Annotated in this window: 27 protein-coding genes; 16 read left to right on the forward strand and 11 right to left on the reverse strand. The window is 70.4% G+C overall.

Annotated elements, in window-relative coordinates; genetic code table 11:
* Positions 1-136: 136 nt before the first annotated feature.
* The 8 genes from ACWC2B_RS33360 (at position 137) to ACWC2B_RS33395 (ending at position 7,231) form a co-directional block, all read left to right on the forward strand.
* Positions 137-781, forward strand: coding sequence for an HAD family hydrolase (locus tag ACWC2B_RS33360; RefSeq protein WP_450723258.1), 645 nt, complete (start codon positions 137-139; stop codon positions 779-781).
* 43 nt (positions 782-824) lie between these two features.
* Complete coding sequence (locus ACWC2B_RS33365) at positions 825-2,024, forward strand: MFS transporter (protein ID WP_450723260.1); 1,200 nt, start codon at positions 825-827, stop codon at positions 2,022-2,024.
* Positions 1,993-3,168: an acetoin utilization protein AcuC gene (locus tag ACWC2B_RS33370; protein WP_450723262.1), complete on the forward strand. Its 1,176-nt coding sequence runs from the start codon at positions 1,993-1,995 to the stop codon at positions 3,166-3,168. The genes ACWC2B_RS33365 and ACWC2B_RS33370 overlap by 32 nt, the downstream gene beginning before the upstream one ends.
* A gap of 356 nt (positions 3,169-3,524) precedes the next feature.
* Positions 3,525-4,340, forward strand: coding sequence for a phosphatase (locus tag ACWC2B_RS33375; protein ID WP_450723264.1), 816 nt, complete (start codon positions 3,525-3,527; stop codon positions 4,338-4,340).
* A 128-nt stretch (positions 4,341-4,468) separates the two neighbouring features.
* Positions 4,469-4,678, forward strand: coding sequence for a helix-turn-helix domain-containing protein (locus ACWC2B_RS33380; RefSeq protein ID WP_450723266.1), 210 nt, complete (start codon positions 4,469-4,471; stop codon positions 4,676-4,678).
* 120 nt (positions 4,679-4,798) lie between these two features.
* Positions 4,799-4,897 (forward strand): 30S ribosomal protein bS22, encoded by a 99-nt coding sequence (locus ACWC2B_RS33385; RefSeq protein ID WP_003948845.1) that lies wholly within the window; start codon positions 4,799-4,801, stop codon positions 4,895-4,897.
* A gap of 181 nt (positions 4,898-5,078) precedes the next feature.
* Positions 5,079-6,161 (forward strand): NAD-dependent epimerase/dehydratase family protein, encoded by a 1,083-nt coding sequence (locus ACWC2B_RS33390; RefSeq protein ID WP_450723268.1) that lies wholly within the window; start codon positions 5,079-5,081, stop codon positions 6,159-6,161.
* 14 nt (positions 6,162-6,175) lie between these two features.
* The gene (locus ACWC2B_RS33395; RefSeq protein WP_450723270.1) at positions 6,176-7,231 is read left to right on the forward strand and encodes a lysophospholipid acyltransferase family protein; all 1,056 of its coding nucleotides are present in this window, start codon (positions 6,176-6,178) and stop codon (positions 7,229-7,231) included.
* Positions 7,232-7,344: 113 nt separating this feature from the next.
* Here ACWC2B_RS33395 and ACWC2B_RS33400 read toward each other — a convergent pair whose 3' ends face one another.
* From ACWC2B_RS33400 to ACWC2B_RS33410, 3 genes are all read right to left on the reverse strand, one after another.
* Entirely contained in the window at positions 7,345-8,523 is a 1,179-nt protein-coding gene (locus tag ACWC2B_RS33400; RefSeq protein ID WP_450723272.1) for a DUF5667 domain-containing protein, read from the reverse strand.
* Positions 8,524-8,782: 259 nt separating this feature from the next.
* Positions 8,783-9,571, reverse strand: coding sequence for an ECF subfamily RNA polymerase sigma factor, BldN family (locus ACWC2B_RS33405; RefSeq protein WP_053724590.1), 789 nt, complete (start codon positions 9,569-9,571; stop codon positions 8,783-8,785).
* A 371-nt stretch (positions 9,572-9,942) separates the two neighbouring features.
* A complete protein-coding gene (locus tag ACWC2B_RS33410; protein WP_450723275.1) occupies positions 9,943-10,893 on the reverse strand; it encodes an HAD family hydrolase in 951 nt (316 codons plus the stop codon).
* A 141-nt stretch (positions 10,894-11,034) separates the two neighbouring features.
* Here ACWC2B_RS33410 and ACWC2B_RS33415 point away from each other — a divergent pair, with 141 nt between their 5' ends.
* The 6 genes from ACWC2B_RS33415 (at position 11,035) to hemB (ending at position 18,166) form a co-directional block, all read left to right on the forward strand.
* Positions 11,035-11,319, forward strand: a complete 285-nt coding sequence (locus ACWC2B_RS33415) for a glutaredoxin family protein (RefSeq protein ID WP_450723277.1) — start codon at positions 11,035-11,037, stop codon at positions 11,317-11,319.
* Between the two features lie 327 nt (positions 11,320-11,646).
* Positions 11,647-12,438 (forward strand): redox-sensing transcriptional repressor Rex, encoded by a 792-nt coding sequence (locus tag ACWC2B_RS33420; RefSeq protein WP_450723279.1) that lies wholly within the window; start codon positions 11,647-11,649, stop codon positions 12,436-12,438.
* Entirely contained in the window at positions 12,435-14,132 is a 1,698-nt protein-coding gene (locus tag ACWC2B_RS33425) for a glutamyl-tRNA reductase (RefSeq protein ID WP_450723281.1), read from the forward strand. Before ACWC2B_RS33420 ends, ACWC2B_RS33425 begins: the two co-directional genes overlap by 4 nt.
* On the forward strand, positions 14,129-15,088 hold the full coding sequence (hemC, locus tag ACWC2B_RS33430; protein WP_450723283.1) for a hydroxymethylbilane synthase: 960 nt from the start codon (positions 14,129-14,131) through the stop codon (positions 15,086-15,088). The genes ACWC2B_RS33425 and hemC overlap by 4 nt, the downstream gene beginning before the upstream one ends.
* Positions 15,085-16,731, forward strand: coding sequence for a bifunctional uroporphyrinogen-III C-methyltransferase/uroporphyrinogen-III synthase (locus ACWC2B_RS33435; protein ID WP_053724584.1), 1,647 nt, complete (start codon positions 15,085-15,087; stop codon positions 16,729-16,731). The genes hemC and ACWC2B_RS33435 overlap by 4 nt, the downstream gene beginning before the upstream one ends.
* Positions 16,732-17,176: 445 nt before the next feature.
* On the forward strand, positions 17,177-18,166 hold the full coding sequence (hemB, locus tag ACWC2B_RS33440) for a porphobilinogen synthase (RefSeq protein WP_450723285.1): 990 nt from the start codon (positions 17,177-17,179) through the stop codon (positions 18,164-18,166).
* 70 nt (positions 18,167-18,236) lie between these two features.
* On the opposite strand, the gene ACWC2B_RS33445 is transcribed toward hemB, so the two are convergent.
* The 5 genes from ACWC2B_RS33445 to ACWC2B_RS33465 form a co-directional block, all read right to left on the reverse strand.
* Positions 18,237-18,896, reverse strand: a complete 660-nt coding sequence (locus ACWC2B_RS33445) for a hypothetical protein (protein WP_450723287.1) — start codon at positions 18,894-18,896, stop codon at positions 18,237-18,239.
* 117 nt (positions 18,897-19,013) lie between these two features.
* Positions 19,014-19,532, reverse strand: a complete 519-nt coding sequence (locus ACWC2B_RS33450) for a DUF402 domain-containing protein (protein WP_450723289.1) — start codon at positions 19,530-19,532, stop codon at positions 19,014-19,016.
* 78 nt (positions 19,533-19,610) lie between these two features.
* Positions 19,611-20,372, reverse strand: a complete 762-nt coding sequence (locus ACWC2B_RS33455; RefSeq protein ID WP_450723291.1) for a DUF4253 domain-containing protein — start codon at positions 20,370-20,372, stop codon at positions 19,611-19,613.
* Positions 20,373-20,579: 207 nt separating this feature from the next.
* Entirely contained in the window at positions 20,580-20,810 is a 231-nt protein-coding gene (locus tag ACWC2B_RS33460) for a DUF397 domain-containing protein (RefSeq protein WP_450723293.1), read from the reverse strand.
* On the reverse strand, positions 20,807-21,631 hold the full coding sequence (locus tag ACWC2B_RS33465) for a helix-turn-helix domain-containing protein (protein WP_450723295.1): 825 nt from the start codon (positions 21,629-21,631) through the stop codon (positions 20,807-20,809). Before ACWC2B_RS33465 ends, ACWC2B_RS33460 begins: the two co-directional genes overlap by 4 nt.
* Positions 21,632-21,743: 112 nt before the next feature.
* On the opposite strand from ACWC2B_RS33465, the gene ACWC2B_RS33470 reads away from it, so the two are divergent.
* Complete coding sequence (locus ACWC2B_RS33470; RefSeq protein ID WP_450723297.1) at positions 21,744-22,217, forward strand: ATP-binding protein; 474 nt, start codon at positions 21,744-21,746, stop codon at positions 22,215-22,217.
* 47 nt (positions 22,218-22,264) lie between these two features.
* Positions 22,265-23,491, forward strand: a complete 1,227-nt coding sequence (locus ACWC2B_RS33475) for an aminotransferase-like domain-containing protein (RefSeq protein ID WP_450723299.1) — start codon at positions 22,265-22,267, stop codon at positions 23,489-23,491.
* Positions 23,492-23,572: 81 nt separating this feature from the next.
* On the opposite strand, the gene ACWC2B_RS33480 is transcribed toward ACWC2B_RS33475, so the two are convergent.
* The 3 genes from ACWC2B_RS33480 to ACWC2B_RS33490 form a co-directional block, all read right to left on the reverse strand.
* Complete coding sequence (locus ACWC2B_RS33480; protein WP_450723301.1) at positions 23,573-23,779, reverse strand: hypothetical protein; 207 nt, start codon at positions 23,777-23,779, stop codon at positions 23,573-23,575.
* Positions 23,779-24,177: a carboxymuconolactone decarboxylase family protein gene (locus tag ACWC2B_RS33485; protein ID WP_450723303.1), complete on the reverse strand. Its 399-nt coding sequence runs from the start codon at positions 24,175-24,177 to the stop codon at positions 23,779-23,781. Before ACWC2B_RS33485 ends, ACWC2B_RS33480 begins: the two co-directional genes overlap by 1 nt.
* 289 nt (positions 24,178-24,466) lie before the next feature.
* On the reverse strand, positions 24,467-25,219 hold the full coding sequence (locus tag ACWC2B_RS33490) for a DUF4232 domain-containing protein (protein ID WP_450723305.1): 753 nt from the start codon (positions 25,217-25,219) through the stop codon (positions 24,467-24,469).
* Positions 25,220-25,256: the final 37 nt, after the last annotated feature.

A 25,256-nucleotide genomic window follows, 5' to 3' on the forward strand; every position in this document is an offset into this window, starting at 1 on the left:
AGCCTTTCAGCGCCGATGGTACTGCAGGGGGGACCCTGTGGGAGAGTAGGACGCCGCCGAACAAATTTTGGGGAAAGCCCCGCACCAGACTCTTCAGAGTCACGGTGCGGGGCTTTTCTGCGTTTAAGGTCGAGTCATGCGCTACGACCTCATCATCTTCGACAACGACGGCGTGCTCGTCGACAGCGAGCCCATCTCGAACACCATCCTGTCCGGGTATCTCACCGAGCTCGGCCATCCCACCTCGTACGAGGAATCCCTCCGCGACTACATGGGGGCCGCCGTCCACCGCGTACACGATCTGATTCAAGAGCGGACCGGGCAGGTGCTGCCGGCTGACTTCGACGAGACGCTGCATGCCCGGATTTTCGCCGCGTTCGAGCGGGAACTGCAGCCCGTCGCGGGGGTCACCGACGTACTCGGAAAGCTCGTGGCGGACGGAGTGCCTTACTGCGTGGCGTCGTCCGGGACGCATGAGCGGATCAGGGTGGGGCACCGCACGGCCGGGCTCGACGAGTGGTTCGAGGAGGAGTGGGTGTTCTCCTCGGAGGACGTCGGGCGGGGGAAGCCGGCGCCGGATCTGTTCCTGCACGCCGCCGAGCGGATGGGCGTGGCGCCCGAGCGGTGTGTCGTCGTCGAGGACAGCCCGCTCGGGGTGGAGGCCGCGCGGGCCGCCGGGATGGACGTGTACGGGTTCACGGCGATGACGCCAGCCGAGCGGCTCGACGGGGCCAACGGGTACTTCGACGACATGGGGCAGCTGCTCGGATTGCTCGGGTGATCTCTCTACCCAGGAGTAAGTAACGGCTCTAGGCTGTGCCGCCATGACAGACGCACGCCTGCGGCACGGCAGAGCGTCCCTGGCGGTGAGTTTCTTCGCGCAGGGCATGGCCTTCGCCCTCCTGGTGACCCGCATACCCGCGATCCAGGACCGGTACGGGATATCCGACGGGCTGCTGCCCGTCTTCCTCGCGGCCGTGCCGATCCTCGCGGGGGTCGGCAGCGTCTGCACCGAGCAGCTGATCAAGCGGGTCCGGCCGAGCGGGGTCCTGCGGTTCGCCCAGCCCGCCGTGCTCCTGGCGCTGCTCGGGGCCGGGGCGGGCGACCGGATGTGGCAGGCCGCGCTGTCGCTCGGCGCGTTCGGGCTTTCGGTGGGGGCGCTCGACGCGTCGATGAACATGCTGGGGGTCAGCCTCCAGCGGACGTACGGGCGCAGCATCATGCTCGGGTTCCACGCCTCGTACAGCCTCGGGGGGATCGGCGGCGCCTCGCTCGCCTGGGTGGGGGCGCACTGGCAGCTGTCGCTGCTCGTGTCGTATCTGCCGGTCGTGGCCGTGCTGCTGCCGGTGTGTCTGGCCGCGAGCCGGTGGTACGTGGACGGGGAGCCGGCCGGCGCCGCGGTGGAGGGCGCTCCGGGGGCCAAGCCCGTCGTCTTCCGGCTGCTGCTGCCGCTCTGCTTGGTGATGAGCTTCGCGTACATCGGGGACTCGACCGTCTCCAACTGGAGCGCGAAGTACCTCCAGGACACCCTGGGAAGTTCCGAGCAGCTCGCGACCGTTCCGTACAACGTCTACATGGTGACCACGCTGCTCGGGCGGGCCGCCGGGGACTTCGGGGTGCGGCGGTTCGGGGCGGTGGCAGTGGTGCGGCTGGGGACGGTGCTCGCGGCGGCCGGGTTCGCCGTGGTGGCGGCCGCGCCCGGGGCCTGGGCGGGCATGGCCGGATTTACGCTGCTCGGGTTCGGGCTGTGCGTGATCGTGCCGCAGACGTTCGCCGCCGCCGGGCGGCTGTTTCCGGACGCCAGCGACGCGGCGATCGCCCGGCTCAACATCTTCAACTACGTGGGTTTTCTTGTCGGCTCGCCGCTCGTGGGGGCGCTGGGGGATGCCTGGAGTTACCGCGGGGCGATGCTCGTGCCGATGGTTCTGGTGCTTCTGACGTTGGTGTACGCCCGCTCGTTCGGCTCCGAGGCCGCCCGATACGGTGGCGGGCATGAGCGGCCGCGCACTGTTGATGTGGGATGAAGCTGTCACGCGCTACGACTTCGGGTCGAGCCACCCGATGGACCCGGTGCGGCTCGCGCTGACCATGGGTCTGGTGCGGGCGTACGGGCTCGACAAGCAGGTGGATGTCGTTGCCGCGCCGTCGGCCGGGGATTCCACGCTGCGGCTCGTGCACCGGCAGGACTACGTCGACGCGGTGCGGGCGGCGTCGGCGGATCCGGGTGCCGCCGACGCCTCGTACGGGCTCGGGACGATGGACGATCCGGCCTTCGCCGGGATGCACGAGGCCTCCGCGCTCATCGCCGGGCAGTCGGTCGCCGCGGCCGAGGCGGTGTGGGCGGGGGAGGCCGCACACGCCGTCAACTTCGCGGGCGGGTTGCACCACGCGATGCCGGGCGGGGCGGCCGGGTTCTGCATCTACAACGATGCGGCTCTGGCCATCGCGCGGCTGTTGGAGCTCGGCGCCGAGCGGGTCGTGTACGTGGATGTCGATGTGCATCACGGGGACGGCGTGCAGGCGGCGTTCTGGGAGGATCCGCGAGTCCTGACGATCTCGCTGCACGAGCATCCCCGGCTGCTGTTTCCCGGAACGGGGTGGCCGGAGGAGACCGGTCCGGACGGGGCCGGCGAGGGCTCCGCGGTCAATGTCGCGCTGCCGGCGGGGACGGGGGACGAGGGGTGGCTGCGGGCGTTCCACGCGGTGGTGCCCGAGCTGATCGCCGACTTCCGGCCGCAGGTCCTCGTCACGCAGCACGGGGCGGACACCCACTTCGAGGATCCGCTGGCCCATCTGGCCGTTTCGCTCGACGCGCAGCGCGCGGTGCAGGCCGCCTGCCACTCGCTGGCCCATGAGTACGTCGAAGGTGCGAAGTGGGTCGCGCTCGGGGGTGGGGGGTATGCGGTGGTGGATGTGGTGCCGCGGTCCTGGACGCATCTGGTGGGCATCGCGGGGCATGCGCCGATCGATCCCGAGTCGGTGATCCCCGGGTCCTGGCGGGATGAAGTGTTCGCGCGTACGCGGGAGTTGGGGCCGGGGCGGATGACGGACGGGCGGGCCGTGTCGTGGCGGTCCTGGGATGCGGGGTACGACCCCGCGGATCGGCTCGATCAGGCGGTGTTGGCCACTCGGCGGGCGGTGTTTCCGTTGCGGGGGTTGTTGGCGTAGCCGGTGCTGGTGCCGGTGGCCGGCGCCTTCGGCGGGCTTCCCCACCCCGCCCGTTCCCGAGACCCTCCGGGAGGAGTCGTTCGGCTGCGGACCGTACGTGGCTGGTCGCGCAGTTCCCCGCGCCCCTGTAGGGCACCCAGGGCTGCCGGTCGCGCCCACCGCGGCGGAGCCGCACATGTCGCAGTCCCGCGCCACTAGCGGGGTCGGTGCTGGCCCGCACCGGGCATTTCAGCCTGTCCTGGGGGTCCCCAGGGTGGGGAGAGGAACCCCCGTCGGCGACCGGCCGCGTTACGCCAACTGTGGGGTGACAGCCGGGTTTTGGCCCGCGCCCCGCCCCCCTGCGGGAGCATCGTCGTGTGTTGAGCATCGGGGCGCTGCGGGCGCACCTTCTGGCGGCCAGGCTGGCCGGGCCCGTGGCTACCTCGCGGGAGGAGAGTCTGCGGAGCTATCGGCTGTTCGCGGCTCGGGATCCGCGGGTCACGCTCGGGCTCGATCCCGAATGGGGGTGGGGCGAGCGGGATCTGTTGAGGCTGATGGCGGACAAGTGCGGGGTGAGTGACGACCCGGGCCATGTGAGTGGGCCCGATGTCATTGACCCCGAGCGGACGTTGGCGGGGCTCGACGCCTTCGCGGTGCGGCTCGGGGAGGTGGCTTCGCGGCGCGGCGCGGTGCTGCTCGGGACCGGGCATCCGCACCGTCTGCTCGGGTTCTACGCCGCCCTGGCGGACGCTTTGTCGGCGGCGGGGTGCCCTGTTCTCACCCCCGCGAAGGGTAGCTCTGTCGACATAACGACCCGGTTCGGGGTACGTACGTACAACCTTGACTACGTACGAGGAGTCGCGTTGGTGCGGGAACCCGGCGCGCGGGGAGCCGGGAGCGAGACCGGCGCGCACACCCATTCGCCGCTCCCGGTTCGGGTCGCTCTGGGGGCCGCGGCGGGCGGTTCAGGGCAGGTTCCCGATCTCGTGATCGGAGATCACGGATGGGTCTGCGGGGCAGGTCAGCTGGGCATTGAGGCGGTCGGTCTTGCCGATACGGACGACCCCGCGCTGTTCGTCGGCGAGGCCGAGGGGCGGGTGGCCGTGGCCGTTCCGCTTGATGACGCTGTGCGGTCTGATTACTACCGGCCGCTTACTCGCTATGTACTCAATCGAGCGTGTCTGTCACAGTAGGCGGCCGATGGCAGCTCCTCTTCCCCACTCGCACCACCCGCCCCTAGTCTGGGGAGTGAGCGCACAGCGACGTTGAGTCACCGGAGGGGAAGCCGGTGCGCGTTGGGTGCGGAAGGTACAGGTGGGTCATGGCTGCAGACCAGAGGCCTCTCAACGAGGTCGTGTTCCTTACCGTGGCGGAGGTCGCCTCGGTGATGCGAGTGTCAAAGATGACCGTGTACCGCTTGGTGCACAGCGGTCATCTGCCGGCGATCCGGGTGGGCAGGTCCTTCCGGGTCCCGGAACAGGCAGTTCAGGAGTACCTCCGCGAGTCCTTTGTGGGGGTGGAGACGGGCTGAGGGGGCTCCCTGTTCCCCTCGGATTACGTCCCTCACTCGGTGGCAGGTAGGCTAGGCCGACGTAGGTCGTGTGGGCCCAGACGCCCCGCACCGAGTGAGAAGAAGTGAGCGAGGGTAGTCGTGGGCTCTGTTATCAAGAAGCGGCGCAAGCGGATGGCCAAGAAGAAGCACCGCAAGCTGCTCAAGCGCACGCGCGTTCAGCGTCGCAACAAGAAGTAAGCGAGCGCTGTTCGTGAGATCGCAGCCCTCCCGCCGCATTATCGGTGGGAGGGCTGCGGCGTACACGGACGCAGTTTCTCGGCCATGCGCGTGCACGTGGTCACCGCCGCGCAACGTCCAGCCGCTACGGTGGCGCACAGGGCGTCAGGGACGTACCGAAGGCCGAAGGAAGGCGCTGATCTTGGGGAAGGTCGTGCTCGTCACCGGAGTCGCCCGGCAGCTGGGCGGCCGTCTTGTGCGGCGGATCCAGCGGGATCCCGAGGTCGACCGGGTGATCGGGGTCGATATCGTCCGGCCGGGGCACCGTCTGGGTGGTGCCGATTTCGTACAGGCGGACATCCGCCAGCCGGCGATCGCGAAGGTGCTCGCCGAGCACGAGGTGGACACCGTCGTGCACATGGATGTGACCGGGACGCCGCTCAGTTCTGGCGGCGGCCGCACCACGGTCAAGGAAACCAACGTCATTGGCACGATGCAGCTGCTCGGCGCGTGCCAGAAGTCGCCGACGGTCAAGCGGCTCGTCGTGAAGTCGAGTACGAGCGTGTACGGGTCCGCGCCGCGCGACCCCGCGGTGTTCACCGAGACGACGCCGCCGAAGTCGCTGCCCAGCGGTGGCTTCGCGAAGGACGCCGTCGAGGTCGAAGGGTATGTGCGCGGCTTCGCCCGGCGCCGGCCCGATGTGGCGGTGTGCGTGCTCCGGTTCGCGAACATCCTGGGGCCCAGCGCCGACTCGCCGCTCGCCGAGTACTTCTCACTGCCGGTGCTTCCGACGGTGCTCGGCTACGACCCGCGGCTCCAGTTCGTCCACGAGGACGACGTGATCGACGTGCTGCGGATCGCGGCGGGCGAGCCGCGCCGCGGGACGCTCAACAGCGGGACCTTCAACGTGGCGGGGGAGGGCGTGCTGCTGCTCTCGCAGTGTTCGCGGCGGCTCGGCCGGCCCACGGTGCCCGTGCTGCTTCCGGCGGTCCGCTGGGTCGGCACCGCCCTCAGGACGGTCGGGGTGACCGATTTCTCGCCGGAGCAGATTCGTTTGCTCACGCACGGCAGGGTGGTCAGCACGGCTCAGATGCGCGAGACACTGGGCTACGAACCCAAGTACACGACCGCCGAGACCTTCACGGACTTCGCCCGCAGCCGGGGCCCGGGGCTGCTGCCCCCGGACTCGCTGGCCAGGGCCGTGGACCGGGTGGCGGGGCTGCCGTTCGCGCCCTTCCCCGGCGGGGCCCTCGCCGGAGCCACCACCCCTTCGAACGCGGAATGAGGAGCGCACCAACGATGGCGGACGCCAAGGTCATCCCGTTCGACGACGACCGCTCGCGCCAGAGCGCGCAGCGCACCGGCCGCAGGCGCCCCGTCCCGGGCCGCCGCAAGGCCGAGCCCGGCCCGCAGCCGCTCGGAGCCCCCACCGCCCCGGTCAGTGCCCTGCCCGGGGCGCAGGGGGCCGTGGAGCAGCCTTCCGGGGCCCGGGCGGCGAACGGGCAGGAGCAGCGCGGCGGCTGGGACCGGCGCATCGCGGGCGGCCTGTCGTTCCTGCGGCGACGGATCACCGGCGAGTACGACGTCGACGAGTTCGGCTACGACAAGGAGCTGACCGACCAGGTCCTGATGTCGATCCTGCGGCCGTTCTACGACAAGTACTTCCGGGTGGAGGTGAAGGGCGTCGAGAACATCCCGGCCGAGGGCGGGGCGCTGGTCGTCGCCAACCACTCCGGGACGCTGCCGCTGGACGGCCTGATGATGCAGGTGGCCGTCCACGACCACCACCCCGCGGGGCGCCATCTGAGGCTGCTCGCGGCCGACCTGGTGTTCATGCTGCCGGTCGTCAACGAGCTGGCCCGCAAGGCCGGGCACACCCTGGCCTGTTCGGAGGACGCGCAGGCGCTCCTGGAGCGGGGCGAGGTCGTCGGGGTGATGCCGGAGGGCTTCAAGGGCATCGGCAAGCCGTTCGGCGAGCGGTACAAGCTGCAGCGCTTCGGGCGCGGCGGCTTCGTGTCGACCGCGCTGAAGGCGGGCACGCCCATCGTGCCGTGCTCGATCGTGGGGGCCGAGGAGATCTACCCGATGATCGGGAACTCCAAGACGCTGGCCCGCCTGCTCGGCATCCCGTACTTCCCGATCACGCCGACGTTCCCGTGGCTCGGCCCCGCGGGTCTGGTGCCGCTGCCGACGAAGTGGACGATCCAGTTCGGCGAGCCGATCCCCACCGACGGGTATCCGCCGGAGGCGGCGGAGGACCCGATGCTGATGTTCAACCTCACCGACCAGGTGCGGGAGCAGATCCAGCACACGCTGTACAAACTGCTTGTGCAGCGACGGTCCGTGTTTTTCTGAGTTCTTCTGAGGTCGCGTTCTTCTGCGCCGCCCGATTCTTCTGGGCCGCCCGAGGCTACGCACTGGAGGGGCTGGGGAAACCCAGCCCCTCCAGTGCGTACGTACGTGGACTTCTACTCCGCCTTGTCCGCGTCGATGCCGAGGCCCGGCAGCAGGCCCGGCAGGAGCGGGGGCAGGGTGACGTCCGGGACCGGGGGCTTGTTGGAGGTCTTGCCGGACGGGGCGGGGACGATGCCGCCCGTGCCCGGCTCGAACAGGCCGCCGGTGTTGCCGCCGAGCAGACCCTCGCTGGAGGGGGAGCCGGAGGGCTGAGGCTTTCCGCTGGTGCCGGGGGCGCTGTGGCCGGGCGCGGAGGACGGGGGCGGCGCGGACGGGCGGGCGGTGCTGGAGGCGCTGCCCGGGTGCGAGGAGTCCTGTCGGCCGTGGGTCGTGGACGACGTCTTGGGCAGCAGCGACTGCAGCGGCCCGACCTCCTGGTCTATGGCGGCGAAGACCGAGCTCACCTTGTCGCCGACGTCGGTCAGCTGGGCGGGCAGCTTGCCGCGGAGTTTGCTCCAGCTCGCGCGGTGGGACTCGGCGAAGGAGTTCAGGGCGGCGATGGGGCCGATGGAACCGTCCTTCGCATAGGCCTGGTGCAGCAGGCGGTGGCCCTCGGAGGCGTCGTGCTCCATACCGCTGAGGGCGCGCCGGACCTCCCCGAGCTGCTCGTGGTCGAGGTCGCCCGCGCGGCCCCGCTCCAGCAGGCGTCTCGCCTCGGAGAGCCGGGTCGAGGCCTGGTCGAGGTAGAGCTTGCCCCGGCTGGCGTCGTCGTCGGCCAGGTTGAGCTTGAAGTCCTCCATGCCGCGTTTCAGCCCGTACAGGGAATCACCGGGAAGGGCGTCGGAACTGGCAGCGGCCACGCCGCTGAACGCGCCCGCGGCCACACCGATGCTGAGTCCGCCCGCCGCAATGCCCTTGGACCAGCGGGAGCGGGGTCGCAATTTCCGGAGCGACGTCGCCCGGTGGGCGCCGCGCCCGGTCCGCTGCTCGGGCACCTGAGGGTCGACGGCACCGCCGCCGGCGAACATCCGCTCCATCTCGGCCATGAGCAGCGCCCGCTGCTCGACCTTGACCTGCGGGTCCATCTCCGGTTTCGGCAGTTCGCCGAGCCCACCCGCCAGGGTCAACAACCTGCCGGTGTCGGCCTGTTCGGCCGGACCGGTCTCCGGTGTCTCCTGGTCGGCCGCCGAGGCTTCTTCCAGGGCCTGGGCGAAGGCGTTCGCCCGCCGGTGCGCCGATACGTTCGCGATCACTGGCGGCACCTCCTCTCGTCATCACGGTCGACTCCCCAAGGGGCCTGGAAGGTTGCACGCCTTGAGCACATCCACACGATCGAGTGAGCGGCTGTGGACATGGCGTGACCACAGGGAGCCTTCATCCCGCACAACGACGGACGCGGCACTTGGGTTACGGACGAAGGATGATCGGACCACAGCGTCATCGAAGCTCACGGATGATGAGTTGGACCCGCCTGCGGCGGGTCGTCGGGTGGCGTCCAAGAGGGCCGGGAGGTCAGCGGGCGTCGTCCGGGAGGAGCCGGGCGAGGGTGCGCACGGCCCGGTACTGGAGGGTCTTGATGGCGCCCTCGTTCTTGCCCATGACGCGGGCGGTCTCGGCGACCGAGAGGCCCTGGAGGAAGCGCAGGGTGACGCACTCCTGCTGCTGCGGATTGAGCTTGCGTACGGCTTCGAGCAGGGCGGCGTTGGAGAGTGACTCCAGGACGGAGTCCTCGGGGGAGCGCTCGACCTCGTTGGCGTCGAGCATTTCGCCGGTGGTCACTTCGAGCCGGAAACGGCTCGACTTGAAGTGGTCGGCGACCAGGTTGCGCGCGATCGTGACCAGCCAGGCGCCGAAGTCGCGGCCCTGCCAGGTGAAGGTGGAGATCCGGCGCAGGGCGCGCAGGAACGTCTCGCTGGTGAGGTCCTCGGCGGTCGCCTTGCCGCCGACGCGGTAGTAGATGTAGCGGTAGACCGTGTCGCTGTACTGGTCGTAGAGCCGTCCGAAGGCGTCGGCCTCGCCCGCTTGGGCGCGCTCGACGAGATCCATCATGCGGGCGCTGTCGCTGTCGGCGGTGGGCCGGCGGGCGGTGGGCGTCGCGGACGTGCCCGTGCTGCGGCCGCCGCTCCGTCTACCGACTGCGGCACCACCGTCGGCCAGGGCATAGCAGGGCCCGACGGGTGTTGCGGTGGCGAAGGCAGGGGCGCCGGCGTACGCGGTGGGGACGAAGACGCGCAGGCGGTCGACGACCGCCCCGCGCAGCGTAGCCAGGCCCGAGGCGTCAACCCCGACGTGTGGGTACACGGGACTCCCAGAGGCAGAGCTTCCATCACGTGCAGTGCGGAACTGTTCACCCATCGTGGCGATGTGCGGGTTCCGGATTGCGTCTGAGGAGAATAACGCTTCGTGCAGGGAGCGCTACACCCAGTTGCTCAAATCGTCGATTCCGTCGCTTCTGTTACGTCTATGCGTCTGTTCAAGTCGCACATCGTGAGCGGAAGTTGATCGGGATGCTTTCGGATTTGTCCGTGACGGAGATCTGTTGTGCCCGGGTGTGGGCAACGGGGCTGGCGGGCCAAGGGGGATGGGGGCGAAACCCCCACAATCGAATATTCCGGCGGCTGACGCTGTGGGGTGGCCGCCGATCGCGGCTGTTGGCTGCGGAGAGTCGCCGACTAGCGGCGGCGGCGGTGCAGGGCGACGGCGGCGGCCGTGCCGCCCGCCAGCGCGCCGACCCCGGCCGCGGCCGGGATACCGACCTTCGCGGCCTTGCGGCCGGTGCGGTAGTCGCGCAGGCGCCACTCGCGCTCGCGGGCGTGCTTGCGGAGTTTGGCGTCGGGATTGATGGCGTAGGGGTGGCCGACGAGCGAGAGCATCGGGATGTCGTTGTGCGAATCGCTGTACGCGGCGCAGCGGGTCAGGTCGAGTCCCTCGGCGGCGGCGAGCGCCCGGACGGCCTCGGCCTTGGCGGGCCCGTGCAGGGGCTCGCCCACCAGGCGTCCCGTGTAGACGCCGTCCACGGACTCGGCGACCGTGCCGAGCGCGCCGGTCAGGCCGAGGCGGCGGGCGATGATCGTGGCGGTCTCGACCGGGGCGGCCGTCACCAGCCAGACCTTCTGGCCCGCGTCGAGGTGGGCCTGGGCGAGGGCGCGGGTGCCGGGCCAGATGCGGTCGGCCATGTACTCGTCGTAGATCTCCTCGCCGATCGACATCAGCTCGGAGACGCGGTGGCCCTTGACGATGGACAGCGCGCTGTCGCGGGCGTCCTGCATGTGCTCGGGGTCCTCGACGCCGGCGAGCCGGAACCAGGCCTGCTGCCAGGCGAAGCGCGCGAGCTCGCGGCGCTGGAAGAACTGCCTCTTGTACAGGCCCCGGCCGAAGTGGAAGAGGGCGGCGCCCTGCATCACGGTGTTGTCGAGGTCGAAGAAGGCGGCGGCGAGATCGTCCCCGACGACGGGGAACTCGGGCTCCGGCGCGGTCCCGTCGGCCTTGGCCTGCGCCAGTTCCGCCAGCTCTGCCAGTTCCTGCGAGGACTTGCGGGCTGCCTCGGCTGCGGCCTCGCCGGCCAGCACGCTGCGTGCTGTCGCCGAGCGCCTACGAGGGGTGAGCCATCCCAGTGCGGCCATGTCGTGAGCATAGCCAGTCTGTTCGGAACTTCCCGACCTGCCGGGGGAGCGATGGCGTGAACTCTCCGAGGCGGTCGCGTTAAACGGACGATCCGGGCTTATGGGTCCACGGGGCGGGCCTGAGGTTGGAGAATGGGAGGCATGAGTCCCTTGCTGCGACGTAAGAAGAAGCCGGGCGGGAACCCTGCCGACCGGGTGGTCACGCTGATCGGGAAGCCCGGTTGCCATCTCTGCGACGACGCCCAGGAGGTGATCGAGGCCGTGTGTGCCGAGACGGGTGCGGCCTGGGAGAAGAAGGACATCACCCAGGACGAGGCGCTGTACAAGGAGTACTGGGAGCAGATTCCGGTCGTGCTTGTCGATGGCGAGCAGCACACCTTCTGGCGCGTGGATCCCGTACGCCTCAGAGGCGCACTGGTCGGTTGAACCCTGGCGCGCTTCCGGGCCATGGGCGGTTGAACAGCCAAATGATGGGGTTCGCGATAGTTGCGGTTACCATCATGGTCGTTTTGCTGTGGTTCGGGGGTATCGCTGTGAGGAGAGTGTGCGGCTTTGCCCCCTTCGGGTCCTGAACGGACTGAACCCGTCCGCGGTTCCGCGATTCCCTCCCCAGGTCGCGTGAGCCCGGTCACTTTGCTCGGACAAAGCGGACACCATCTTTGTGCACGCGTTCACAAAGACATAGCCTGCATCCGACGGGGCGGCCTTGGGACATACGGCCGCCTGCAGCCCCGCTCATCCCGCAGGAGCACCGTGGCAACTGGCCGAACTCACCGACCGGCGACCCGAAGCCGAGGAATCCCCGAGGCCACCGTCGCCAGGCTTCCGCTGTATCTGCGTGCGCTCACCGGACTGTCGGAGCGCTCCGTGCCGACGGTCTCCTCCGAGGAGCTCGCGGCCGCCGCCGGGGTCAACTCCGCGAAGCTGCGCAAGGACTTCTCGTACCTGGGCTCGTACGGCACCCGTGGTGTCGGGTACGACGTCGAGTATCTCGTCTACCAGATCTCCCGGGAACTGGGCCTGACCCAGGACTGGCCGGTTGTCATCGTCGGTATCGGTAACCTCGGCGCCGCGCTCGCCAACTACGGCGGCTTCGCCTCGCGCGGCTTCCGGGTCGCGGCGCTGATAGACGCCGACCCCGCGATGGCCGGAAAGCCGGTGGCCGGGATGCCGGTGCAGCACACCGACGACCTGGAGAAGATCATCAGCGAGAACGGGGTCTCGATCGGGGTCATCGCGACCCCGGCGGGCGCCGCTCAGCAGGTCTGCGACCGTCTCGTCGCGGCCGGGGTGACCTCCATCCTCAACTTCGCGCCGACCGTCCTCTCGGTGCCCGAAGGCGTCGACGTACGCAAGGTCGACCTCTCCATCGAGCTCCAGATCCTCGCCTTCCACGAGCAGCGCAAGGCCGGCGAGGAAGCCGCCGTCGCGGAGGAGGCCGCCGTCGCCGAGGCGGCCGCGGCCGTGGTGCCGCCGGTGCGCGGCGGCGCGGGCAATGGCCGGAAGGGACCGGACGGGGACATGCCCGCCGTGATGCCGGCATGAGCCTCCTGGTCGTCGGCCTCAGCCACCGCAGCGCCCCCGTCAGCGTCCTGGAGCGGGCCTCCCTCTCCGCGGACGCGCAGGCCAAGCTGCTCCACGACACCCTCGCGGCCGAGCCCGCCGCCGAGGCCGCGGTGCTCGCCACCTGCAACCGCATCGAGCTGTACGCGGACGTGGACAAGTTCCACGCCGGCGTCGCCGAGCTCTCCACGCTGCTCGCCCAGCACAGCGGCGTCAGCCTGGAGGAGCTCACCCCTTATCTGTATGTGCACTACGAGGACCGGGCCGTCCACCACCTCTTCTCGGTGGCCTGCGGGCTCGACTCGATGGTCGTCGGCGAGGGACAGATTCTCGGGCAGATCAAGGACACCCTCGCGCTCGGGCAGGAACTGCACACCGCGGGGCGGCTGTTGAACGACCTGTTCCAGCAGGCGCTGCGGGTCGGCAAGCGCGCCCACAGCGAGACCGGCATCGACCGGGCCGGGCAGTCGCTCGTCACCTTCGGCCTTGAGCAGCTCTCCGCCGGAGCGTCCGTCGAGGACTGGGCCAAGGGCAAGCGGGCGCTGGTCATCGGCGCCGGTTCGATGTCCTCGCTCGCCGCCGCGACGCTGGCCCGGACCGGCGTCGACGAGATCGTGGTCGCCAACCGGACGCACGCCCGCGCCGAGCGCCTCGTCGAGATCCTCGGCGAGTCGGGCACCCCCGCGCGCGCCGTGGCGATGGCCGACGTCGCACGGGAACTGACACGCGTCGACGTGGCCGTGTCCTGCACGGGTGCCACGGGCCTGGTGCTGACCGGCGAGGCCGTGGCCACCGCGCTCGGCCTGCCGCCGCTGGCCCCGGCCGCCGACCCCGCGACGGTGGCCCGCCTCTCGGACACCGACCGCACCGCTCTCGCCGAGGTCGCCGCCGCCGAGCGCGCAGGCCTGCTCGCGGACGGTACGGAGCCGGACGACGCCGCGAATCAGGCGGTACGTTCCGAGGCCCCCGCGCCCGACGCCGCGGGCTGCCCGGTGGACTTGGCCGCCCTGGCCGACGCGGGCATCACCTTCGCCGGGCCCGGCGTGGACGCCCTGAACGCGGCCCCGGCGGTCGACGTCAACTCCCTTGAACTCCACGGCAGTTGGGCCGAGCGGGCGGAGCGGCCGCAGGCCGGGCGGGGTGTTCCCGTGCCAGCCGGGCCCGTGAAGCTGGCGCTGCTCGACCTGGCCATGCCGCGTGACATCGACGCCGCCGTGCACCGCATCCCCGGGGTGCGGCTCGTCGACATCGAGTCGCTCGCCGAGGCGTCCGCCGACGCGCCGATGGCCGCCGATGTGGACCAGGTGCGCTCGATCGTCTCGGACGAGGTGGCCGCGTTCGGCGCCGCCCAGCGGGCCGCGCACATCACGCCGACCGTCGTCGCGCTGCGTGCCATGGCCGCCGAGGTCGTGGCCGGCGAGGTCGCGCGGCTTGAGGGCCGGCTTCCGGACCTCGACGACAAGCAGCGCTCCGAGGTCACCCAGACCGTGCGCCGCGTCGTCGACAAGCTTCTGCACGCGCCCACCGTGCGGATCAAGCAGCTTGCCGCCGAACCCGGCGGCGCCGGGTACGCGGACGCGCTGCGGACTCTCTTCGACCTCGACCCGGAGACGGTGGCCGCCGTCTCCAGGGCCGATCTGAACGACGCCGATGTCAAGAACCGAGGGCGGTCATGACCGAGCAAGCACTTCGACTCGGGACCAGGCGCAGCAAGCTCGCCATGGCCCAGTCCGGCCATGTGGCCGACGCCGTACGGCAGTTGACCGGCCGTCCCGTCGAGCTGGTGGAGATCACCACGTACGGCGACACCTCCCGCGAGCACCTCGCGCAGATCGGCGGCACCGGTGTGTTCGTCGTGGCGCTGCGCGAGGCGCTGCTGCGCGGCGAGGTCGACTTCGCGGTGCACTCGCTGAAGGACCTGCCGACCGCCGAGCACCCCGACCTCGTCGTCGCCGCCATCCCGGTCCGCGAGGACCCGCGCGATGTGCTGGTCGCCCGCGACGGTCTGACCTTCGACCAGCTTCCGGACGGCGCCCGTATCGGCACCGGTTCGCCGCGGCGGATGGCGCAGCTCAACGCGTACGCCCGCAGCCACGGCCGGGCCATCGAGTGCGTGCCGATCCGCGGCAACATCGACACCCGCGTCGGATACGTCACCAAGGGCGAGCTCGACGCGGTGGTCCTGGCCGCCGCCGGGCTCAACCGCATCGGACGCAGTGACGTCGTGACCGAGTTCCTGTCGGTCGACACCGTTTTGCCCGCCCCCGGCCAGGGGGCACTGGCGATCGAGTGCACGGCGGCCAACGCCGACCTCGCCGCCGCGCTCGCCGAGCTCGACGACCCGTTCACGCGGGCCGCCGTGACCGCCGAGCGGTCCCTGCTCGCCGCCCTGGAGGCCGGCTGCAGCGCACCTGTGGGTGCGTTGGCCGACCTGCTGGCCGACGGGCAGATTGTTCATGAGATGCGCCTGCGCGGAGTCGTCGGTACCACCGACGGTTCTTCGCTGGTGCAGCTGTCCACCACCGGTCCCGTACCCACGTCGCACGACGAAGCGATGGCCCTCGGACGCGAACTCGCGGACGAGATGCTCGCCAAGGGTGCGGCCGGTCTTATGGGGGAGCGAGCACTTTGAGCCCCACCACCAACCCCACCGCAGCCGGAAACGTCACCTTCCTCGGTGCCGGTCCCGGAGACCCCGGACTTCTGACGCTGCGCGCCGTGGAGGCGCTGGCCTCGGCCGACGTCCTGATCGCCGAGCCCGCTGTGCTCGACGTTGTTCGCGCGCATGCGCGGGCAGGTGTGGACACACCTCAGCTGACGGTAGTGGACGAGGCGTCAACTACCGCCGGTATCCCGGTGTTGCGGGACGCCGCCAATCTTGTCATGGAGGCCGCGCGCTCCGGCAGGCGGGTCGTCCGTGCGGTCTCCGGCGACCCGGGCCTCGACGGCGACGCGGCCGGCGAGATGCTGGCCTGCGCCACCGAGGGCATCCCCTTCGAGGTGGTGCCGGGTGTGGCCGCCGCGGTCGGTGTGCCCGCGTACGCCGGTGTTCCGCTGAGCGGGGCCGGCGGCGCGGACGTCCGCTTCGTCGACGCCCGTACCGCCTCCGAGCGGTGCTGGACCGAGGTCGGCGCGAGCGACGGCACGGTGGTGGTGTCGACGACCCTGGAGACCGTCGCGGCCGCGGCCGGCGAGCTGGTCTCCGCGGGCCGCAAGCCCGACACCCCGATGACCGTGACGATCGCGGGCACCACCACGCGGCAGCGGACCTGGTCCGCGACGCTCGGCTCGGTCGCCCAGGTGCTCAAGCAGGCGAAGGTGCTGCCCTCGCCGGACGGGCACCAGGCCGTCATAGCCGTGGTCGGCGAGCGCAGTGCCCCTGCTCAGCGCGACCAGCTGTCGTGGTTCGAGTCCAAGCCGCTGTTCGGCTGGCGCGTACTCGTACCGCGTACGAAGGAGCAGGCGGCTTCGCTCTCCGACCAGTTGAGGTCCTACGGTGCGGTGCCGCACGAGGTGCCGACCATCGCGGTCGAGCCTCCCCGGACGCCGCAGCAGATGGAGCGCGCGGTCAAGGGCCTGGTGACGGGCCGCTACGAGTGGATCGCGTTCACGTCGGTCAACGCGGTCAAGGCGGTGCGCGAGAAGTTCGAGGAGTACGGTCTCGACGCTCGGGCCTTCGCCGGTATCAAGGTCGCCGCGGTCGGCGAGCAGACGGCCGCCTCGCTGGTCGAATTCGGCGTCAAGCCGGACCTCGTGCCGAGCGGCGAGCAGTCCGCGGCGGGCCTCCTGGAGGACTGGCCGCCCTACGACCCGGTCTTCGACCCCATCGACCGCGTCTTCCTGCCGCGCGCCGACATCGCCACCGAGACGCTGGTGGCGGGCCTGATCGAGCTCGGCTGGGAGGTCGACGACGTCACGGCCTACCGCACCGTACGGGCCTCGCCGCCGCCGGCGGACACACGCGAGGCGATCAAGGGCGGCGGATTTGATGCCGTTCTCTTTACGTCATCGTCGACGGTGCGGAACCTCGTCGGCATCGCCGGCAAGCCGCACAACGTGACCGTGATCGCGTGCATCGGCCCCGCCACGGCCAAGACGGCGGAGGAACACGGGCTGCGGGTGGACGTGATGGCCCCGGAGCCGTCGGTCCACAAGCTGGCGCAGGCGCTCGCGGACTTCGGGGCGGCCCGTCGTGACGCGGCGGTGTCCGCGGGCGAGCACGTGACCCGGCCGAGCGAGCGTCGGCCTGGGGCGCGGCGGCGCCGCACGACGTAACCCGGGGTTGAGGCGGAGCTCCCTGGGGCTCCGCCCCAGACCCATTGGCCCCTCCCCGCCCCTTCCCTAGACCCTCCGGGGGTGGGGAAGGGGGGAAGCCGGTTTCCTGGGGCTCTGCCCCAAACCCCGTTCGCGCCTTAAGGGCGCTCGTCCTCAAACGCCGGACAGGCTGTGTGTGCACCCTGCCAGGGTCGGCGCTGCTAGGGGCGCGGGGAACTGCGCGACCAGCCACGCACGGTCCGCAGTTGAGCTCGTCGCGGGGCCCGGGGCAGCGTCCCCGGGAAAGGACCTCAGCCCATCTCCACTTCCCGGCGGGTTTCGGGAAGGGGCGGGGTGGGGCGTCCGGGGGTCTGGGGCGGAGCCCCAGGGCAGCCTGCCCCGGCTGCAGCACGCCGTAGGGGCGGGGTGGGGAAAACCGTCCTCCCCGGCGGCGTAGCGTAGGGGCATGACTGTGTACGGATCCTTCCCCGGGGCCCGGCCCCGTCGGCTGCGCACCACCCCCGCCATGCGCCGCATGGTCGCGGAGACCCAGCTGCACCCCGCCGACCTCATCCTCCCCGCATTCGTACGGGAAGGGATCACCGAGCCCGTTCCGATCCAGGCCATGCCCGGCGTCGTGCAGCACTCGCTCGACACCCTGCGCAAGGCCGCCGTCGAGGCCGTGGCCGCCGGGGTGTCCGGGATCATGCTCTTCGGGGTGCCGGAGGACGAGAAGAAGGACGCGGCCGGGACGGCCGGGACCGACCCCGACGGCATCCTCCAGGTCGCCATCCGCGCCGTGAAGGAAGAGGTCGGCGACGAGCTCGTCATCATGTCCGACCTCTGCCTCGACGAGTACACGGACCACGGCCACTGCGGCGTCCTCGACGCGGACGGGCGCGTCGACAACGACGCCACCCTTGAGCGCTACGCCGAGATGGCCCAGGTCCAGGCCGACGCGGGCGTCCACGTCGTGGGGCCCTCCGGCATGATGGACGGCCAAGTGGGCGTCATCCGGGACGCGTTGGACCAGACCGGCCACGAGGACGTCTCGATCCTGGCCTACACCGCGAAGTACTCCTCCGCGTTCTACGGCCCGTTCCGCGAGGCCGTCGGTTCCTCGCTGCGCGGTGACCGCAAGACGTACCAGCAGGACCCGGCCAACACCCGTGAATCCATGCGGGAGTTGGCGCTGGACCTGGCCGAGGGCGCGGACATGGTGATGGTCAAGCCGGCCGGTCCCTACCTCGACATCCTGGCGAAGGTCGCCGAGTCGGTGGACGTGCCGGTCGCGGCGTACCAGATCAGCGGCGAGTACGCGATGATCGAGGCCGCCGCCGAGAAGGGCTGGATCGACCGCGACCGCGCGATCCTGGAAACCCTGACCGGCATCAAGCGGGCCGGGGCCCACATGATCCTGACGTACTGGGCGACCGAGGTCGCACGCGGGCTCTGAGCCCGCGAAACCCGTCCCGCCTGCCCGTCACCGGGGAGGCGGGACGGCTGCGTAACGGCGGTGACCGCGGTCACGATTCCCACTGGTCGCAGTACTCGACGTGCATCTCGCGGGCGTTGCCGAGAATGCCCTCGGTGGAGTGCAGCTCCGTGCAACAGTGGGAGTGGTTCGGGTGCCCGGGGACGAAGCCGGGCCCTCTGCGGCCGAGATCGCGAAAACGCGGGGCGGTCTCCTTGAACAGCTTCGCGCTGCCTGTCATGAACAGCGTCTCGGCATGGAGATGCTGGTGGAACAGGTCGCGATTCTCCTTGTAATGCCGCGATTCGACGTAATGCCGCGACTCGCCCCCGGCCGGCCGGTCGTTTCCGGGCAGCTCTACGGTCCGTCGGCGCCCCGGGCCGAGCCGTGCGCGTACGCCCTTCCAGCGCGACGGCGCGAACTGCAGCGAATGATGCAGCAGCACGAGGTCCAACTGGCGCGTGCCGTGCCCGGGCAGGTCGTGAGACGGGGCCCGGTTTCGCCGCATCGGCAGGTGGATCAGCGCCTGCGGCGAGGACGCGGCCAGCTCCCACAGCCCGGCGATCAGGTACGCGGCATCCTGGTCGAGGTAGGCCCCCAGATACCGATCCTGGTCCAGGAGCACGGCCCGGCTCGGCGGCGCGGCAGGCCGGATCACTTTCAACTGCCTTGCATTCAGGGTGACTTGGTGAATGGTGAGGGGGATCTTCATTGTGCTCCGGGGTGGGGTTGTTGGGGCCGTGCCCACGGACTGGATTGCCCGGACCGGATTGTTGGGGCCGAGTCGGCTCGGAATGGCGTGGCCAAGGGCGATGCGCACCGGCACCGCCTATCCGATCAGGCCGAGCCAGTGGCGGTACGCCGAGGCGAAGGGTTCGACGCCGTCACCAGCGCGACGTCCCGCCTCCATCAACCACTCGCAGGTCTGTCGGGCCTTGCCGACGGCGCTGTCGGGGTAGCCATAGCGCACGCGGTGTTCGGCGAACTCGTCCTCGTCCTTGATGCGGGCCTCGCCGCCGTGGGGCCGCACGACATCGAGATCGAGGTCCACCGTGCGCAGGACGGCCCCGTCCGCGTCCCACTCGGGCACCGTGCACACGTCGCAGTACATCTCAGGTCCCGGCTCCGCACAGAACGTGGCTGTCCACCACTGACCGCGCGGGACCAACATCACGTACGCGAACCGGGTTGTCCAGCCGCCCGTGTCCGAACTGACGGGGGCGCCCTGTGCCGTGCCCAGCCACACGCCGTGCTCGTCCTCACCGAGCCGGACGGCAGTCCACCGCGCGCTCAGGCTGCCGTCGTATTTGCGGATGTCGACCAGCACCGAAGCGCTCTCTGCAGTCATGCCAAGACGCTAACCCCCCTCATTCCTGAGCCAGCGCTAAGGAGGCGTCGAAGGGGTGGCTCCAGGGGCCACCCGGAGTCAGTCCCACCAGAAGGTCCAACTCTCGTTGTCCAGAAGCGAGTTGGCGTACTCGTCGAGGTCCGTGTCCATCGCGTCCGGGCAGAAGGCGAAGTGTTCCGCGGCCAGCACCACGGCCTCGTCCTTGACGATCGGCGGGGACGCCACCGACACCGTGAGCCGGTTGTGGGTCAGGCCCACCACCCTTATCCCGAACCTGTCCTCCCACGAGCGCAGCACCGCGCACAGCCTCGCCACGTCGTGCTCATGGTTCAGCGGGCCCGTCCAGCCGATGGCCGCCGGTATGTCGGCGCTCCGGCGGGCCGGGACCAATGCCATCCGGGCGCCCTTCAGGGGGCCCTCGGCCGTCGCCGCCCCCGCCACCTTCGCCGCCCTGCTGTCCGGGTCCTCCTGGAGCTCGGGGGCCTCCGCCAGGCCGGGCCAGTCCTCGGGCCCGTAGCCCAGCTCCTCCTCGGCGTACGCCTCCCAGAACCCTTCCAGCACGTCCTCGGCGTCGTGGTCGCCCGGGTACGAGGCCTCGTACGGGGCCAGCTCCCAGTCCGCCAACTCCATTATCCCGCCCAGCAGTACGGGGTGCAGGCCTGCCGCTCTGCGGGCCGGGGCCAGGCGTGCCCAGTTCTCCGGGCCGGCCGGTTCATCCGCGTACCAGAGCAGCGGCTCGGCCGCCGGGCCGATCAGCCTGCCCGACGGCAGGTCAAGGCCGAGCACCTTGCCGGTGGGGTCGTCCATCAGTTGCGGGAGTGGATTCGCAAGCATCGCCATGCCTCGAATGTAGATCCCACCACTGACAACGCGGTTCGCCTCACGGTGCTGGGGGGGGCGGGGCAGGGTGAGGGGCCCTCGCTGCCCTCGCAACCGCAGCGTTCCGCGCCTTCGGCTGCGGGCTGTCTGTGGCTGGTCGCGCCCACGCCGCAGAGCCGCACAATGTCACAGCCCCGCGCCCCTATAGGCGTTCAAGCGGGCCGGAGTTCAGAGTTCCGCGATGAAGCCCTGCCACGTGGTGGGGTTCACGGTGAGGGTGGGGCCCTCGGGGGCCTTGGAGTCGCGGATGTGGATGGCCGAGGGGTGGGTTGCTACCTCGACGCAGGCCCCTTCGTCGCCGCTGTAGCTCGACTTGCGCCAAGCGCACGCGATCTCGACGCAGGCGCCGCCCTCGTCGCCGCTGTAGCTGGACTTGAACCACGTAAGTGCGATGCTCATTGCTCTCCTAGTAGCCGGTCCAACAGCCCTCTCGTCTGCTCGGAGTTGAGGGCCTGCGTTCGCAGCATCGCATACTTCTGCGCCAGGATACTGACCTCGCCGGGGTCGGAAATGAGCTGACTGCCACGTTGGGTCTCGGCATAGGCGAGGTGCTGATGGTCTGGTGTCTCCAGGAGGATGAAGGGCCCATTGAGCCCGGCGTGCGTATGCCTGCCGAGCGGCATGACCTGGAGGGTCAGCCCCGGCAGATCCGCGCAGGCGCGCAGGTGCCGCAGCATCTCGACGTACACCGCGTCGCTGCCCAAGCGGTCCCGCAGGATGGCCTCGGAGATGACGAAGCTGAGGGTCGGCGGTTCCTTCCGGTGCAGTATTTCCTGCCGCTCCAACCGCTTCTCGACCTGCGCAGCGATCTCGTCCTCGCTCATCGCGGGCACCTTGCTGAGGAACACCGCCCGCGCGTAGCTCTCCGTCTGGAGCAGGCCCGGCAGTACCTGGTTCTCGAACCAGGACAGCGCGATGGCCTCGCGCTCCAGGTCCATGTACTCCTCGGCCCACGCCGGGATCAGGTCGATCTCCGGCATGTTCTCGACCGCTGTCGTCAACGCCCCTTTTGTGTCGAGGAGTTGGTCTAGCAAGGCGGCCAGGTCGAGTTTCAGGGGGCGGCGGCCCTGCTCGATCGAGGCGATCATCTCCTCGTGCAGCAGCACGCGCTCGCCCAGCTGGCGCTGGGTCAGGCCTGCGGCAATCCGGAAGGTCGCCACGAGGGCGCCGACCATCCTCATCGCCGACGTGTTCTTCCGGGGTCGCTTCCTGGGGTGCATGCCTGCCAACTCCCCATACATACCCGTACGTTACGCATCGTGGACCCGTACAGAATTTGTGTACGGGTCCAGCCACTGCGGCCCGCCGCCACCGCTCCGAAACCCTCCCCCCATGACCGACAACATCACCGCCAGCACGACCGGCAACGAAATGCGCGAGCGTTTCTACCCCCGTCGCCGCCAATCCGTCCCCGCCGCGCGGAGCTTCGCCGCCGGGGCCGTCGCCGACTGGGGGTTCTTCCATCGCATCGACGACATCCTGCTCTGTGTCAGCGAGCTCGCCACCAACGCCCTGCTGCACGGGGTGCCGCCGGGCCGGGGGTTTCTGTTGCGGCTCCGGCTCTGCGAGGGGGCCGTGCTGCGGGTCGAGGTGCACGACAGCGGGGGCGGGGTGCCCCGGGTTGCGGACAGTCCGGACTGCGGTGGGCGCGGGCTGGTGCTCGTGGGTGCCGTCGCCGACAAGTGGGGCGTGGGGGAGCGGGACCCCGGGAAGGCTGTGTGGTGCGAGTTCTGCTGCGAGGGCCCATCGCCGGACCGGGGTTCGGATCATGGAATGGGGCGTCAGGGGTGGGCGGGGGCTGCGTAGGGTGCGGGGGTAGTTGGACGTCCGAGCAACTGACAGGAGCCCCCCCCATGCCCGCCCCCTCACCGGCCCCCGCATCGGCAGGAGCAGCGTCGGCCGCCGCCGTGCCCGCGCTCGCCGCGCGTGCCGCGTCCGTCGGGTCCTCGCCCGTCCGGGAGATCCTCGCGCTGACCGCACGGCCCGAGGTGATCTCGTTCGCTGGCGGGCTTCCCGCGCCCGAGCTGTTCGACGGGGAGGGCATGGCCGCCGCGTTCCGGGCCGTGATGGAGGAGCAGGCGGCGACCGCGCTCCAGTACTCCACCACCGAGGGCAGCCCCGCGCTGCGGGCCGCGACGGCCGCCCGGCTCAGCGGGCGCGGGCTCGCCACCCACGCCGACGACCTCCTCATAACCACCGGATCCCAGCAGGGCCTCACCCTCCTCGCGGCCGCGCTGATCGAACCCGGCGATGTGGTGCTTGTTGAAGATCCTTGCTATCTCGCCGCGTTGCAGGCCTTCGGCTTCGCGGGTGCTCGCATCATCCCGGTGCCCTGCGACGAGGACGGGCCCGATCCCGACGCCCTCGACGAACTCGTCGCCCGTGAGCGGCCCAAGCTCTTCTACTGCGTGCCCACCTTCCAGAACCCCACCGGCCGCACCATGACCGCCGAGCGCCGTCGCGCCGTCGCCGACGTGGCCGTTCGGCGCGGGCTGTGGATCGTCGAGGACGACCCGTACGGCGAGCTGCGCTACGAGGGCGAGCACGTGCCGTGGATTTCGTCGTACGAGGACGCCGCCGACCGGACCGTGCTGCTCAGCAGCTACTCGAAGATCATGGCGCCCGGGCTTCGTCTCGGCTGGGTGCGGGCGCCCCGTGAGCTGCTGCGCGCCTGCGTGATCGCCAAGCAGGCCTCTGACCTGCACACCCCGACCGTCAACCAGCTCGCCGCCGCCCGCTACCTCGCCGACCGGGACCTGGACGTACACGTCGACAGGGTCCGGGCCGCCTACGGTGAGCGCCGCGACGCCATGCTCATGGGCCTCCCCGAAGCGCTGCCCGAGGGCTCCACCTGGAACCGGCCCGAGGGCGGCATGTTCCTGTGGGCCCGGCTGCCGGAGGGAAGTGATGCAACTGCCTTGCTGCGTACGGTGGTTGAGCATGATGTCGCCTACGTTCCCGGTGCGCCCTTCTTCGCCGGTGTGCCGGACGCCGCCGCGCTGCGGCTGTGCTTCGTGACCTCCGCCCCGGACGAGATCCGGGAGGGGCTCGGGCGGCTCGGGCGCGCTCTCAAGGGCTGAGGTTTCTCGCGGATCTCGAAGCAGCGCCCCACGAGGTCCCGGCTGCCGCCTTTGACGGCCGCCGGGACCCGGGGGCCGTGATCACTGGTGCTGTTCCGAGGGAGGGCCGAGGCTGCGGACCTGCTGCTCGTAGTCGGCGAGCAGGCGACTCAACTGGTCCAGTGCCTCGGGGGGCACCTCGGACGGCGCGGACTCCACGACGTATCGGGCCGCCGTGACCAGCGACGCCAGCTCGTAGGCGTGGAAGGTGCCGCGCAGCACCTGTGGCCGGATCCGTTCGAGCTCCATCACGCGGCCTTGGCGCTGACGTAGTCCGTGACCTGCTTGAGCTCGGCGGCGAACTGGTCGTAGTCCTCCTGCATGCCGTTGATGTACGCGCTCCAGCCCAGGCTCGCCTTCGCGTAGTGAACGGCCTCCTGGATCTCCTCGTCCGTCGCCCCGAACAGCTTCGCGGCCTCGGCGTGGAACAGGCTGCAGTAGCGGCACTTCGTCTCGGAGTGCAGTCCGACGCCGATCAGTTCCTTGTACTTGTTCGGGATCAGCGTCTCGCCGAGCTCGATCCGCTTGAAGATCTCCCATTCCGGCCCGAGCAGCTCGGTCGGGATGCTCTGGAAGAAGTGCGGGACCAGGCCGAGGGTTTCCTTGATGTCGGCTTCGATCTCGCCGCGGTTGACCGTGGCAGACATGACGGCCTCCTTAAAGGGACTCCGCCCTGCCAGATCCGGCCCAGCCCGCTCCGGCCGCGAGCTACCAGGACCGGCTCTCGGAGCGGGTCCTGTGACCAGACTAGATCCGCTTCCGGTACGTAGTCATGCGTGAATTCTTCGTTGCCGGTTCAACAGACGCCGGGCGGGTTCCGAAAGCCGGTCCACGGCCTCCATCCCTTCGGCTCCGCCCTCACGTGCACCCAGTCCACTCCCGTATCCCGGAATCGGCAACACGGGTTGCCGCTGCGGACTCCGGCCCGCCGACCGGCTACCAGGCCTCGATCGCCGACAGGTCCGACTGCCAGTACGTGGCCATGGCCTGGCTGTCCACGACGGCCACGCTCTTGGGGAGCGCCGCGTACGCCGAGGGGCCCGTGGACTCCATGCCGACCTTGCCTCGGAAGTGCACGACGACCTGGCCGGTGTTGTACGACTCGCTGCCGTCGCTCTCGCCCACGGTGCGGACCATCGCGTACGCCGAGGCGCCCGGAGCCAGCGACACCACCGCCTGGGGGATGGTGTCCTTGTCGACCGCGATCGGGGACTGCTGGGCGTTGGAGAAGGAGACGGCGGGGGCGTCGTAGGCGTTGCACATCGTCTTGCCGGTGTTGGTGACCGTCAGGAGGATGTGGTTGATCGGGCGGGTCACCGGCGTCGCGGTGAGCTTCACGTCGGCGCCGGTGCAGGGCTTGTCGGTGCCGCCGCCCCCGGACGAGGGCTTCTTCGTTGCCTTGCCGGTCGACTTGGCGGGGGTGCCGGTGTGCTTCCCGGAGCCGGAGCCGGAGCCGGAGCCGGAGCCGGAGCCGCCGCCCGTTCCGGTGCCCTTGCCGGCACCCGCGTCCGTTCCGCCCGTCGTGGAGGACTGGCCCGCGTCGGCCGCCGGGCTCGACGAGGAGGCGGCCGAAGCGCCCGGCCTGTCGGCGGACTTGGCGTCGTCCGAGCCGCTGCCGCAGGCCGTCAGGGCGAGGGCGGCGACGAGCGTGGTGGTCGCGGCGGCGGCGATGCGGAAGTTGGTACGCATGTGGTGGTGCTCCCCGTGTGTCGGTAAGGACGTGAAG

The sequence above is a fragment of the Streptomyces sp. NPDC001415 genome (assembly GCF_053597395.1).